The following is a 13,640-nucleotide window of genomic DNA, read 5'->3' on the forward strand; positions in this document are numbered from 1 at the left end:
GCCCTTTTGCGGAGTACACCATTGCACAGGGAACAGGGGCTTGGCGATAGCTGCCGGCGGTACTTATATCTCCTCTAACCGCGCGAACCGCTCAATCATTCCCATCTCGGGCTTCAACGTCCGTTTTCGTCGGCCAACCCCTACTTCCGACTGTACCGGAGCTCACCCAGGGCGGCTCGGCGAGCGATTCACCTCACCCGTTGCCCGGTGGCGCGGGCCGCCACGTCGGTCATCGACAGGCCGCTGACCTGCTCCGGCGCGAACCAGGCCGCCCGCGCGGTGGAGCCTCCGGCCAGCTCGGTCACCACCGCCTCGGTCGGCGCGTCCACGCGTACCCGGTAGATCACCCGGATGCCGTGCCAGTCCAGCGGACGGCCCTCCGGGCCGAGCGCGGCCGGGTTGTGCAGGTTGTCCACCGCCATCAGATCGACCACCCGGCCCAGCTGGCCGGCCTCCTCGACCAGCTCACGCAGCAGCCCGGTGGCCGGCTGCTCGCCGTGGTCGGTGCCGCCGCCGGGCAGGTGCCAACGGCCCGCGCCCGGGTAGCCGTCGGCGATCATGGTGAGCAGCACCCGGTCGGCGGGGTCGGTGACCAGCCCGTACGCGGCGAAGCGCTGGCGGCGGTCGGCGGTGAGGCCGGCCGGTTCGACGGGCAGGCCCCGGGGCATGTCGGCCGGCAGCGGGGACACCGGCAGGCCGAGCAGCTCGGCGGTGAACACCATCAACGGGAGGCCGGCGGCCTCCTCCGGGGTGAACCAGCCCACCTCGTCGGTGCCACCGTCCGGCTCGGGTCGCAGCCGCCCGTCCCGTGCCTCGACCTCGAAGATCAACCGGTCCGTGTGCATCGCGACGTTCTCGGCGCGGAACGCGACCACGTCGGCGACGGCGGCCCGGATCGCGCCGGGCGCGACGGTCAGCCCGGTCTCCTCGGCGAACTCGCGGACCACCGCGTCGGCCGGGTGCTCCGCGTGCTCGACGCCCCCGCCGGGCAACTGCCACACCCCCGGGTACGGGCACCGCGCCGAGCCACGCGCCAGCAGCACCCGCCCGTCGGAGTCCCGCAGCATCCCGTACGCCGCGACCCGCCGCCGCTGCTCCACCCGCACCACTCCCCCGCGCCCGCGCACACCCGCGCCCCACTCCGTCGATCATGAGGTTAGCGGTACCGAGGCGGACATTTCCCGCCGTCAACTTCATGATCGCCGGAGTGGGGCGCGGGTGTGCGCGGGGTGGGTCTAGAGGAGGTGGGCGGCCTGGACCGCCTCGGCGGTCACCTCGGTGAGGCGATCGGTGGGCAGAGCGCCGAGTTCCTCACGGCGGAACCAGCGGGCCTCGCAGGTGGAGCCGCCGACGTCGGCCACCGTGGGCGTCGCCGGCTGGTCCACGACCACGCGGTAGAAGGCGCGTACGCCGTGCCAGTCGATCGGGTAGCCCTCCGGGCCGAGCGAGGCCGCATCCCGGTGGCTGGCCACGCCGAGCAGCTCGACCAGGCGGCCGGTCTGCCCGGTCTCCTCGACCAGCTCCCGGATCAGCGCGGCGCCCGGCTGCTCCCCGTAGTCGGTGCCGCCGCCGGGCAGGTGCCAGCAGCCGGCGCCCGGGTAGCCGTCGGACACCCGGGTCAGCAGTACGCGCTCCTCCGGGTCGGTCACCACCGCGTACGCGGCGAAGCGCTGCGCCCGGTGCAGCCCGTCCGGGCCGGGCACGGCGTAGAACGAGGGGAACTCGGGCACCTCCTCCGGCACGATGTCGTCGGTGGAGGTAGGCAGGCCCAGGGCACGCGCGGTGAACGACCGCAGCGGCAGTTCCCGGGCCTCGTCGAGGGTGAACCAGCGGGCCAGGTCGGTCGGGCGGTCGACCCGCTCGGTGAGCGTCCCGCCGCGTACCGAGACGGTGTAGAGGAGGCGGTCGGTGTGGATCGTGATGCGCCGCTCGGGCAGCGCCCGCATGTCGGCGAGCACGTCCTGAAGGCCGGCGACCGTCACCGAGAGCCCGGTCTCGGCCGCGGTCTCCCGGACGACTGTGTGCTTGGGGTCCTCACCGTGGTCGACCGCTCCTCCGGGGAGCGACCAGGTGCCGGGGGTGCCGGAGCGCTCCGATGCGCGGACCAGCAACACTCGGCCGTTCGAATCAGCACAAACTGCGTATGCCGCGATCCTGCGGAGCGGCTCCAGCGAGGTGGTCACGGGATCAAATTCTCCCCGCAGCGGGTTACCGGGATCGAAAAGAGTCAGATTCCTGACTCTTCGCTGGCGTCTCAGGGATGCGTCAGGGTAGGGCTCCGGGCGGTCACCGAGGTCGCCCGCCACGGCGCGCGGCACCGTTGAGACATGACCTCCCCGAATCCCTCACACGCCCCGTACAAGCAGCTCCGCCGCCCGGTCAGCGACCGCATGATCGCCGGCGTGGCCAGCGGCCTCGGCCGCTACTTCGCCGCCGACCCCACGCTCATCCGGGTGATCTTCGCGACCGCCACGGTGCTCACCGGCGGGCTCGCCGCGCTCGCGTACCCGATCATGTGGTTCCTGATGCCCGAGGAGCCGACCGGCGCGCCCGCCTGGCCGCACCCGCCGGGCACCGCGCCCGGGTGGCCGCCGGTCCCGCCGACCGGGCCGACTCCGCCGGCCACTGTCGTCCCGCCGGCCGGGCCGGACGCCGGACCGCCGCCCGCGGCCTGAGCCGCGTCACTCCCACTCGATGGTGCCCGGCGGCTTGCTCGTCACGTCCAGGACCACGCGGTTGACCTCGGCGACCTCGTTCGTGATCCGGGTCGAGATCCGGGCCACCACGTCGTAGGGCAGCCGGGACCAGTCGGCGGTCATCGCGTCCTCGCTGGAGACCGGGCGCAGCACCACCGGGTGACCGTAGGTGCGCCCGTCGCCCTGCACCCCGACGCTGCGGACGTCGGCCAGCAGCACCACCGGGAACTGCCAGACGCCCCGGTCCAGGCCGGCCGCGGTCAGCTCCTGCCGGGCGATCAGGTCGGCCTTGCGGAGCACGGCGAGGCGCTCCTCGTCGACCGCGCCGATGATCCGGATGGCCAGGCCCGGGCCGGGGAACGGGTGCCGCCACACCATCGCCTCGGGCAGTCCCAGCTCCAGGCCGATCGTGCGGACCTCGTCCTTGAACAACGTGCGCAGCGGCTCGACCAGCGAGAACTTCAGGTCCTCGGGGAGGCCGCCGACGTTGTGGTGGCTCTTGATGTTGGCGGTGCCGGTGCCGCCGCCGGACTCCACCACGTCCGGGTAGAGCGTGCCCTGCACGAGGTATTCCACGTCGCCGTGCGCGGCGATCTCCCGGGCGGCGGCCTCGAAGACCCGGATGAACTCCCGGCCGATGATCTTCCGCTTCTGCTCCGGGTCGGTCACCCCGGCCAGCGCGCCGAGGAACCGCTCCCGGGCGTCGACCACCTTCAGCCTGATGCCGGTGGCGGCGACGTAGTCCTTCTCGACCTGCTCGGCCTCACCGGCCCGCAGCAGGCCGTGATCCACGAACACGCAGGTGAGCTGGTCGCCCACCGCGCGGTGCACGAGCGCCGCGGCGACAGCCGAGTCGACGCCGCCGGAGAGGCCGCAGATGACCTCCTTGTCGCCGATCTGCTCCCGGATCCGGGCGACCTGCTCGTCGATGATGTTCGACGGCGTCCACGTCGGTTCGATGCCGGCGATGTCGTACAGGAAGCGGGTCAGCATCTCCTGGCCGTGCGCGGTGTGCCCGACCTCCGGGTGGAACTGCACGCCGGCCCGGCGGCCGGGCAGGTCCTCGAACGCGGCGACCGGGGCGCCCGCCGACTCGGCGGTGACGGTGAAGCCCTCCGGCGCCTCGGTGACGCAGTCGCCGTGGCTCATCCACACCGGCAGGTCGGCCGGGAGGTCGCGCAGCAGCACACCGGGCTCGGTCAGGCGCGGGCGCAGCGGCGTGCCGCCGTACTCGCGGTTGCCGGTGCGCGCGACAGTGCCGCCGAGCGCCTGCGCCATGGCCTGGAAGCCGTAACAGATGCCGAAAACGGGCACGTCGGCGGTGAACACCCCGGCGTCGATCTGGGGCGCGTCCGGCGCGTACACGCTGGCCGGACCGCCGGAGAGGATGATCGCGGCCGGGTTCTTCGCCAGCATCTCGGACACCGGCATGGAGTGCGGGACGATCTCCGAGTAGACCTTCGCCTCGCGGACACGGCGCGCGATGAGCTGGGCGTACTGGGCTCCGAAGTCCACCACGAGGACGGGGCGAGGCGTGCTCATGTGCGCAAAGCCTACCGACAGTCACCGGGCCGCCGGACGCGCCCCGGCGGTGTGGCGGGGTGAATGTGTTAACAAGGGCCCCTTCCTCTACCGGAGGCGTTAAGAAGGGGCCCTTCCTTTCACCGCAGGGCGGCGGGGGCGTGGGCGGGGACGGCGGGGCGCCGCGGCGGCACCGGCCCCACCCGGGTGTACGCCGAGCCGAGCGCCGGGCGCGGGTCCGCCTCGCCCTTGTTCGGCCAGTACGACATGGCCCGCTCGGCCTGCGCGGTGATCGTCAGCGACGGGTTGACGCCCAGGTTCGCCGAGACCGCCGCGCCGTCGACCACGTGCAGCCCCGGGTGGCCGTACACCCGGTGCCACGGGTCGATCACCCCCTCGTCCGGGGTGGCGCCGATCACCGCGCCGCCGAGGATGTGCGCGGTCACCGGGATGTTGAACGGTTCGGTGACCGCCCCGCCGGGGGTGCCGCCGATCTCCTCGGCGAGCAGCCGGGCCGCGGCGTTGCCGGCCGGGATCCAGGTCGGGTTGGGCGCGCCGTGGCCGGGGCCGGAGACCAGCCGGCCCTTGCGGTACCGGGTGGTCAGCGAGTTGTCGACCGACTGCATGACGAGCGCTATCACGGTGCGCTCGGACCACCGGCGCACGGACAGCATCCGTGCGGCCAGCGCGGGCTGCCGGACGATGCTGCCCAGCCAGCGCCGGGCCCGGCGGGGACCGCCGTCGACGAGCAGCGACTGGAGCAGCCCCATCGCGTTGGAGCCCTTGCCGTAGCGGACCGGCTCGATGTGGGTCTGCGGGTCGGGGTGGAACGAGCTGGTGATCGCCACCCCCTCGGTGAAGTCGAGGCCGCGCCGCCGGGCCGCGCCGGGCGCCACCGACGCGCCGAGGATGGCCTCGGAGTTGGTCCGGGTCAGCTCGCCGAGCCGGGCCGAGAGCGCCGGCAGCGCGCCGGTCGCCTTCATCTGGTGCAGCAGCCGCTGGGTGCCGAGCGCGCCGGCCGCGAAGACGACCTGGTCGGCGTGGATCACCTCGCGCCGCTTGCGCAGCCACGCGCCGGTGCGTTCGGTGTGCACCGCGTACCCGCCGGCCGGGTCCGGGCGGACCGCTGTCACAGTGGTCAGCGGGTGCACCTGCACGCCGAGTCGTTCGGCCAGCCAGAGGTAGTTCTTCACCAGCGTGTTCTTGGCGCCGTGCCGGCAGCCGGTCATGCACGACCCGCAGTGGCTGCACCCGGTGCGGTCCGGTCCGGCCCCGCCGAAGTACGGGTCGGCCACCCGCTCGCCGGGACGCCCGATGTGCACGCCGACCGGCGTCGGGTGGTAGGTGTGCGCCACCCCCATCCGCTCGGCCACCGCGCGGACGGCCTGGTCCGCGCGGGTGTCGATCGGGTACGTGGTGACGCCGAGCATCCGCTTCGCCTGGTCGTAGTGGCGGGCCAGCTCGTCGCGCCAGTCGGTGATGTCCCGCCACTGCGGGTCGGCGTAGAACGCGTCGAGCGGCTCGTAGAGCGTGTTCGCGTAGACCAGCGAGCCGCCGCCCACTCCGGCGCCGGAGAGCACGAGCACGCCGCCGCCGGCCTTGCGGTCGGTCGAGCGCAGCAGCGTGATCCGCTGGAGCCCGAAGCAGCCGAGCCGGGGCGCCCAGAGGAACCGCCGCGCGCGCCAGGACGTACGCGGGAACTCGTCGTCGGCGAAGCGTCGCCCCGCCTCCAGGACGCCTACCGAGTAACCCTTCTCGGCCAGCCGCAGCGCGGTGACGCTGCCGCCGAACCCGGACCCGATGACGACCACGTCGTAGCGCATGGACGCATCATTACCGACGGGTAGCTATAGCGCCAACGAGGCTTTTTCGCACATCATGCAGAGCGCTCGATCGCCGGGATTCCCGCCGCTGCAACCTGTCGGCCACCCTGGCGCGTCGAATCACACGGGGAGGCACGAACGTGACGAGACGACGCCTGCTGGGCCTGGCCGCGCTGGTGGCCGCGCTGCTGGTGGCCACCGCAGCGGTGGTGACCACCCGGCTGGTGGCCGACCGCCCGGCCGCCCCGGCCGCCGGACCGAGCACCACCCCGCCGGCCTCGCCGACGCCCGCCCCGACCACCGCCAGCCCGACGCCGCCGCCCGGCGCCGACCTGAAGGGCCCGCTCAACCTGCTGCTCGTCGGCGTCGACACCCGGGTCAGCATCCCCGGCTGGGAGCCGCACGCCGACGCCGTGCTGCTGTTGCACGTACCCGCCGGGCTGGACCGGGCGTACCTGTTCTCGCTCCCCCGCGACCTGGTGGTGGACATCCCCGCCTACCCGAAGGCCCGCTACCCGGGCGGCCGGACCAAGCTCACCCACGCGATGAGCTACGGCAGCCGGGTGCCGGGCGACAAGGCCAACCCCAGCACCGCCCAGGGGTACGAACTGCTGCGCGCCACCGTCTCCCGCTACACCGGGCTGCGCATCGACGCCGGGGCGGTGATCACGTTCGGCGGCTTCGACAAGCTGGTGGACACGCTCGGCGGGGTGGACCTCTACGTGGACCAGCGGGTCGAATCCCGGCACCGCCGCCCGGACGGCACCATGCGGACGCTGAGCGGCGGCGGCTACATCGGTCCGCAGATGGTCTACGAGAAGGGCACCCGGCACCTGACCGGCTGGCAGGCGCTGGACTACGCGCGGCAGCGCTACACCGCCGGTGGCGACTACACCCGCCAGCGGCACCAGCAGCAACTGCTCCGGGCGCTGGCCCGCAAGATCGTCGACGAGGGCACCGCCCGCGACCCGCAGCGGGTCGAGCAGGTAGTCGCCGCGCTCGGCAGGACCCTGGTGTACGCCGGCGGCGGCCGGCAGCTGATCGACTTCGCGTACGCCCTGGGTGGCGTGCCGGCGGACCGGCTCACGCTCGTCGTGCTGCCCGGCGCCGGGGTGAGCAGCGGCGGCGCGTACCGGGGCGAGCAGCTCAAGCCGCTCGGCCGCGACTTCCTCACCGCGCTGCGCGGCGGACGGGTCGACGCCTTCCTGACCGCCCACCCGTCGCTGCGCGTCAAGAACTGACGCGACCTACAGCGGTTTCGGGGTGGGCGGGCGTTCGGTGCCGTACAGCCACGGGTCGAAGACCTTCGCCAGCTTCTTGCCGGAGACCCGCTCGGCCAGCGCCACGAAGTCGGCGGTGGTGGCGTTGCCGTTCTTCCGCTCCGCCGCCCAGGTACGCAGGACGGAGAAGAACGCGGTGTCGCCCACCGCCACCCGCAGCGCGTGCACTGTCATCCCGCCCCGCTCGTAGACCGAGCGGCTGAACAGGTTCTCCACCCCCGGCTTGCCCGGCGGCGTCCGCCACACCTGAGCGCCGGCGTTCGCGTACTTCTGGTCGAACGTGCGTTGCACGGTGGTCGAGCCGCTGTGCTCGGCCCACAGCCACTCCGCGTACGTGGCCAGCCCTTCGTTGAGCCAGATGTCCTGCCAGCGCTGGATCGACACGCTGTTGCCGTACCACTGGTGGGCCAGCTCGTGCGCGACCACGCCGGTGTTGTCGCCCTGCCGGAAGAAGGTGGCCGAGTAGACCGGACGGCTCTGCGTCTCCAGCGCGTACCGGATCCGCTCGTCGGCGATCACCACCCCGCCGTACGAGTCGAACGGGTACGGCCCGAAGACGCTCTCCAGGTAGTCGGCGACCTCGACGGTCCGCGCGATCGACCGGTCCGGGGCGCCCTGGGGCAGCTGCGTGGTGACCGCGCTGTACACCGGCCGTCCCTTGTGCTCGCCGGTGGTGACCCGGAACTTGCCGATCGCCACAGTGGTCAGGTAGCTGGCGGTCGGCGCGCCCTCCGACCACTTCCAGGTGGTCCAGTCGCCGCTTGTCGTCTTCCCCTTCGGCACGCCGTTGGAGACCGCCGTCAGTCCCTTCGGGACGGTCAGCTCGATGTCGTAGGTGGCCTTGTCCGACGGGTGGTCGTTCACCGGGTACCAGGTGCTCGCCGACTCCGGCTGCCCGAGCGCGATCGCCCCGTCGGAGGTGTGCAGCCAGCCACCCTCGCCCAGCGCCTCGGTCCGCAGCGCCTCCGGCCGCCCGTCGTACCGGATCTCGGCGGTGAAACCGTTGCCGGAGGTCAGCCCGGTGGCCGGGGTGACCACCAGTTCGTTGCCGGTACGGCTGTGCCGGGCGGCGGCGCCGTCCACGGTGACCGAGCGGACGGTCAGCCCGGCCAGGTCCAGGTTGAACGCGGACAGGTCGGCGGTCGCGGTGGCCCGCAGCGTGGTGGTGCCGTTGAGCTTGTCCGTCTCCGGGTCGTAGCGCACCTTCACCGTGTAGTGCGCGACGTCGTAGCCGCCGTTGCCGTAGCTCGGGAAGTAGGGGTCCCCGGCGCCGGGCGCGCCCGCCGCGAAGCTGCGCGTGGCCGCCGGAGCGGCAGTGGTGGAAGCCGCCGGTCCCGGGTCCGGCTCGGCCGAGCCGCAGCCGGCCACCAGCAGCGTCGTGCAGGCCAGCAGCCCGAGCCGTCGTCGTCCGCCGCGCCGCGTCATCGCTTCGATCCCTCCGGGGTCCCGAACAGCGGCCCCGCCCACGGGCCGCTCCGCCCGCGGCAGCCTACCCAGCGGCGGTCACGCCCACGTCACGGCAGTCCCGGTGGCGTCGCGCCGACCAGCCAGGCGTCCAGCAGCGTCCGCAGCGGCCGCCCGGACGTGCGTTCGGCGTACCCGACGAAGTCGGCGGTGGTGACGTTGCCGTTGCGGTGCTGCGCCAGCCAGCCGCGCAGGACGCGGTAGAACGTCTCGTCGCCGACCGCGCGACGCAGCGCGTGCACCGCGAGCGCGCCCCGCTGGTAGACCGCGTCGCCGAACATCCCGGACCGGCCCGGGTCGACTGTGGGCTTCGACCAGTCGGTGTCCGCGTACCGTTCGGCGACGGTCTGCGCCACCGTCCGGCCGCCGTCGTGCTCGGCCCAGAGCCATTCGGCGTACGTGGCGAAGCCCTCGTTGAGCCAGATGTCGCTCCACCGGGCCACCGAGACGCTGTCGCCGAACCACTGGTGGGCCAGCTCGTGCGCGACCACTTCGGTGTTCGGGCGGTCGCCCCGGAAGAAGCCCGGCCCGTAGACCGGCCGGCTCTGCGTCTCCAGCGCGTACCGGATGCGCTCGTCGGCCACCACGATCCCGCCGTACGCCTCGAACGGGTACGGGCCGAAGCGCTCGGCCAGGAAGTCGGCGATCTCGCCGGTGCGGGCCACCGACGCGGCGGCCGGCCCGTCCGCGGGCAGCGCCTCGGCGACGGCGGTGACCAGCGGTTTGCCCGCGTGCGTGCCGGTGCTGACCCGGTAGTCGCCGATCACCAGTGTGCTCAGGTAGCTGGCCATCGGCGCGCGCTCGGACCAGCGCCAGGTGGTCCAGCCGCCGGCGCTGGTGCGGCCCTGCGGCACGCCGTTCGCGAGCGCGGCGAGCCCGTCCGGCACGGTGACCGCGAAGTCGTAGGTGGCCTTGTCCGACGGGTGGTCGTTGACCGGGTACCAGGTACTCGCCGACTCCGGCTGGCCGAGCGCTATCGCGCCGTCCGGTGTGGCGTGGAAGCCGCCGTCGCCGAGTTCGGCGTTCGGCAGCGGTTCCGGCACCCCGCCGTACGTCACCTCGACGGTGAGCCGCTTCCCCGACGGCAGCCCGCGCGGCGGGGTGACGATCAGCTCGGCGCCGTCGTGGCGGTGTTTCGCCGCCTCCCCGTCCACCCGGACCCGCTCGACGTCCAGCCCGGCCAGGTCCAGCTGGAACCGGGACAGCGCACGGGTGGTGGTGACGGTCAGCGTGGCGGTGCCGGTGAGCTTGTCGCCGGCCGGGTCGTAGCGCACGTCCAGCGCGTAGTGGCCCACGTCGTAGCCACCGTTGCCGGCCCCCGGCACGTACGGGTCACCGACGTCCGCCGCGCCCGCCCGGAACCCGTTGTCGTCGCCGCCCGTGCACCCGCCGGCCGCGAGCGCCACCGCCACCAGCCCTGCCGCCCAGATCCGCCGCCGCCTCACCCGGCGAGCCTAGACGCGCGACGGCGCGGGCGGGGCCGGAACACGTCCGGGCCGCCGCCCGCGCCGTCGCGCGGTGCTCAGCGGTGCTCAGCGGTCGAGGACCAGCCCGACCTTCTGGAACTCCTTGAGGTCGCGGTAGCCGCACTTGGCCATCGCGCGGCGCAGGCCGCCGAAGAGGTTGAGCTGGCCGTCCGGCTCGTCGGCCGGGCCGAACAGCAGCTTCTCCATCGAGCCGAGCGGCTCGCCGGCCACCTCGAACGCGCCCCGGGGCAGCGACGGGTGGCTGGCCGCGGAGTGCCACCAGGCACCACCGGCCGGCGCCTCCGCGCAGAGCGAGAGCGGCTCGCCGAGCATCACCGCGTCCGCGCCGCAGCCGAGCGCCTTGGCGATGTCGCCGGAGGTCTGCATGTCGCCGTCGGCGATCAGGTGCACGTACCGGCCGCCGGTCTCGTCCAGGTAGTCGCGGCGGGCCGCGGCGGCGTCGGCGATGGCGGTGGCCATCGGCACCCGGATGCCGAGCACCGACTCGGTGGTCGACCAGTCGTCGCCGCCGATGCCCACGATCACGCCGGCCGCGCCGGTACGCATCAGGTGCAGCGCCGTCTTGTAGTCGGTGCAGCCGCCGACGACGACCGGCAGGTCCAGGTCGGCGATGAACTCCTTGAGGTTCAGCGGCTCGTCGGTGGTGGAGACGTGCTCGGCCGAGACGAGCGTGCCCTGGATGACCAGGATGTCCACGCCCGCGTCGAGGATCACCGGGGCCAGCGCCAGGGTGTGCTGCGGGGAGACCCGCACCGCCACCGTGCCGCCGCCCTCGCGCAGCTCGCGTACCCGCTCGGCGATCAGGTCGGGCCGGATCGGCTCGGCGTAGACCTCCTGGAGGCGCTTGGTCGCCCGCGCGTCCTCGCCGAGACCGGCAAGCTCCTCCAGCACCTTGGCCGGGTTCTCGTACCGGGTCCAGAGGCCCTCGACGTTGAGCACCCCGAGGCCGCCGAGCTGGCCCAGCCGGACCGCCGAGGCGGGGCTCATGGTCGCGTCCGAGGGGTGGCCGACACAGGGGATGCCGAACTGGTACGCGTCGAGCTGCCACGCGGTGGAGACGTCGTCGACGTCCCGGGTGCGGCGGCTCGGCACGATGGCGATGTCGTCCAGGTGGTAGCCGCGCTGCGCGGTCTTGCCCAGCCCGATCTCGACCACGTCACGCATGGGGGACTCCAGGTGGTTGGGGGTGGTGGGTCAGCGGGAGTGGTAGTTGGGCGCCTCGACGGTCATCTGGATGTCGTGCGGGTGGCTCTCCTTGAGCCCGGCCGCGGTGATCCGGATGAGCTGGCCACGCCGGTGCAGCTCCGGGATGCTCTCCGCGCCCACGTACCCCATCGCGGCGCGCAGGCCGCCGATGAGCTGGTGGGCGACCGCGGACAGCGGCCCCCGGTAGGGCACCTGGCCCTCGACGCCCTCCGGGACCAGCTTGTCCTCGGCGAGCACGTCCTGCTGGAAGTAGCGGTCCTTGGAGTAGGACTTGCCCTGGCCGCGCGACTGCATCGCGCCGAGCGAGCCCATCCCCCGGTACGCCTTGTACTGCTTGCCGTTGATGAAGATCAGCTCGCCGGGGCTCTCCTCGCAGCCGGCCAGCAGGCTGCCGAGCATCACCGTGTCGGCGCCCGCGACGAGCGCCTTGGCGATGTCGCCGGAGTACTGGATGCCGCCGTCGCCGATCACCGGCACGCCGGCCGGGCGGGCGGCGCGGGCCGCCTCCATGATCGCGGTGATCTGCGGTACGCCGACCCCGGCCACGATCCGGGTGGTGCAGATGGCGCCCGGGCCGACGCCCACCTTCACGCCGTCCGCGCCGGCCTCGACGAGCGCCTTCGCGCCCGCGTACGTGGCGATGTTGCCGCCCACGATGTCGATGGTCACGTCCCGCTTGAGCCGGGCGACCATCTCCAGCACGGCGCGCTGGTGGCCGTGCGCGGTGTCCACGATGACCACGTCCACGCCGGCGTCGACGAGCGCGCGGGCCCGCTTGTAGCCGTCCTCACCCACGCCCACCGCGGCGGCGACCCGGAGCCGGCCCGCGTCGTCCTTGGTGGCGTTCGGGTACTGCTCGCTCTTGGTGAAGTCCTTGACAGTGATCAGGCCGCGCAGCTTGCCGCCCGCGTCCACGATCGGCAGCTTCTCGATCTTGTGCTGGCGCAGCAGGCCGAGCGCGTCGTCCTTGCTCACGCCGACCGGGGCGGTGATCAGCGGGGTGCGGGTCATGATCTCGCGCACCGGCGTGGCCGGGTCGGAGACGAAGCGCATGTCGCGGTTGGTGACGATGCCGACCAGCTGGCCCTGCCCGTCCACCACCGGCACGCCGGAGATCCGGTAGCGACCGCAGAGCGCGTCGACCTCGCGCAGCGTGTCGTCCGGGCTGGCGGTCACCGGGTTGGTGATCATGCCGGACTCGGAGCGCTTGACCAGGTCGACCTGGAGCGCCTGGTCCTCCACCGAGAGGTTGCGGTGCAGCACGCCGATGCCACCCTGGCGGGCCATGGCGATCGCCATCCGCGCCTCGGTGACCGTGTCCATCGCGCTGGACAGCAGCGGCACGGTCAGCTCGATGTTGCGGGTGAGGCGGGTGCGGGTGTTGACGCGGCTGGGCACGACGTCCGACTCGCCCGGCTGCAGGAGCACGTCGTCGAAGGTCAACCCGAGCGGTACCACCCGGGCCGAACCGGCCGGCAGCTCGGGCAGATGGCCACCCAGCTCCCCACCGTCGGTGCCGGCCGGGATCTCGGTGCTGGGCGAATTCTCCACGATTGCTCCCCTGAGCTGGTCGATCGGGCTGCAGCGAGGCGGCGCGCGCGGGCACCGGCGGGCGCCTGGTGACGGCGCGTCGCCTCATCGTACCCACTGGCCGGTTCGCGTCCGGGCAGCGGCGGGCCCGGGGGTAGGCCGGGCCACAGCGCGGGCTGGGGCGGGCTTTCCGGCGGCCCGGGGTCTACGGTGAGAGGGTGCACGACGAGCCCATCGACCCGTTCAACGGCGATCCCGCCGATCCGGCTGCCGGTCTGCACGACCCCGGCGACGACGACGCGCTCGACCCGCTGACCGACGTCGAACGCCAGGACGTGCTGGAGGATCTCGCCGACCTGGAGATCTACCAGGCGCTGCTCCAGCCGATCGGGGTGCGCGGCCTGGTGATCGAGTGCGAGGACTGCCGCGAGCCGCACTACTTCGACTGGGACCTGCTGCGCGGCAACCTGCGCCACCTGCTCAACTCGGGGCGTCCCCGGGTGCACGAGCCGGCCTACGACCCGGACCCGGACCATTACGTGAGCTGGGACTACGCCCGTGGCTACGCGGACGGCGTGCACGACACGCTCACCGAGGGCACCGACGAGTCCAGCGAGAGCTGAGCGCCGACAG

Annotated in this window: 11 protein-coding genes; 3 read left to right on the forward strand and 8 right to left on the reverse strand. The window is 73.2% G+C overall.

The window, feature by feature from the left end; translation table 11 throughout:
- Positions 1-188: 188 nt before the first annotated feature.
- Both AMK25_RS14305 and AMK25_RS14310 read right to left on the reverse strand, forming a co-directional pair.
- Positions 189-1,100 carry an NUDIX hydrolase gene (locus AMK25_RS14305; RefSeq protein WP_073829336.1) on the reverse strand — a complete coding sequence of 304 codons (912 nt, stop codon included), beginning with the start codon at positions 1,098-1,100 and terminating at the stop codon, positions 189-191.
- Between the two features lie 135 nt (positions 1,101-1,235).
- Entirely contained in the window at positions 1,236-2,183 is a 948-nt protein-coding gene (locus tag AMK25_RS14310; RefSeq protein ID WP_073828874.1) for an NUDIX domain-containing protein, read from the reverse strand.
- A 144-nt stretch (positions 2,184-2,327) separates the two neighbouring features.
- On the opposite strand from AMK25_RS14310, the gene AMK25_RS14315 reads away from it, so the two are divergent.
- Positions 2,328-2,675 carry a PspC domain-containing protein gene (locus AMK25_RS14315; protein ID WP_073828875.1) on the forward strand — a complete coding sequence of 116 codons (348 nt, stop codon included), beginning with the start codon at positions 2,328-2,330 and terminating at the stop codon, positions 2,673-2,675.
- 6 nt (positions 2,676-2,681) lie between these two features.
- On the opposite strand, the gene guaA is transcribed toward AMK25_RS14315, so the two are convergent.
- Together guaA and AMK25_RS14325 are read right to left on the reverse strand one after the other, a co-directional pair.
- Positions 2,682-4,238 carry a glutamine-hydrolyzing GMP synthase gene (gene guaA / locus AMK25_RS14320; RefSeq protein ID WP_073828876.1) on the reverse strand — a complete coding sequence of 519 codons (1,557 nt, stop codon included), beginning with the start codon at positions 4,236-4,238 and terminating at the stop codon, positions 2,682-2,684.
- A 119-nt stretch (positions 4,239-4,357) separates the two neighbouring features.
- On the reverse strand, positions 4,358-6,040 hold the full coding sequence (locus AMK25_RS14325) for an FAD-dependent oxidoreductase (RefSeq protein WP_073828877.1): 1,683 nt from the start codon (positions 6,038-6,040) through the stop codon (positions 4,358-4,360).
- Between the two features lie 140 nt (positions 6,041-6,180).
- Here AMK25_RS14325 and AMK25_RS14330 point away from each other — a divergent pair, with 140 nt between their 5' ends.
- A complete protein-coding gene (locus AMK25_RS14330; protein WP_073828878.1) occupies positions 6,181-7,281 on the forward strand; it encodes an LCP family protein in 1,101 nt (366 codons plus the stop codon).
- Positions 7,282-7,287: 6 nt separating this feature from the next.
- On the opposite strand, the gene AMK25_RS14335 is transcribed toward AMK25_RS14330, so the two are convergent.
- The 4 genes from AMK25_RS14335 to guaB all read right to left on the reverse strand — a co-directional run bounded on the left by AMK25_RS14335 (position 7,288) and on the right by guaB (position 13,028).
- A complete protein-coding gene (locus tag AMK25_RS14335) occupies positions 7,288-8,745 on the reverse strand; it encodes a M1 family metallopeptidase (protein ID WP_073828879.1) in 1,458 nt (485 codons plus the stop codon).
- An 89-nt stretch (positions 8,746-8,834) separates the two neighbouring features.
- Positions 8,835-10,229, reverse strand: coding sequence for a M1 family metallopeptidase (locus AMK25_RS14340; RefSeq protein WP_073828880.1), 1,395 nt, complete (start codon positions 10,227-10,229; stop codon positions 8,835-8,837).
- An 87-nt stretch (positions 10,230-10,316) separates the two neighbouring features.
- Positions 10,317-11,435: a GuaB3 family IMP dehydrogenase-related protein gene (locus AMK25_RS14345; protein ID WP_073828881.1), complete on the reverse strand. Its 1,119-nt coding sequence runs from the start codon at positions 11,433-11,435 to the stop codon at positions 10,317-10,319.
- A 30-nt stretch (positions 11,436-11,465) separates the two neighbouring features.
- A complete protein-coding gene (gene guaB / locus AMK25_RS14350; protein ID WP_073828882.1) occupies positions 11,466-13,028 on the reverse strand; it encodes an IMP dehydrogenase in 1,563 nt (520 codons plus the stop codon).
- Between the two features lie 197 nt (positions 13,029-13,225).
- Between guaB and AMK25_RS14355 the strand changes: the two genes are divergently transcribed.
- Entirely contained in the window at positions 13,226-13,630 is a 405-nt protein-coding gene (locus AMK25_RS14355; RefSeq protein WP_073828883.1) for a DUF5319 domain-containing protein, read from the forward strand.
- The last annotated feature ends 10 nt before the right edge of the window (positions 13,631-13,640 follow it).

This window comes from Micromonospora sp. TSRI0369 (assembly GCF_001905625.1).
GTDB classification, from domain to species: domain Bacteria; phylum Actinomycetota; class Actinomycetes; order Mycobacteriales; family Micromonosporaceae; genus Micromonospora; species Micromonospora echinospora_A.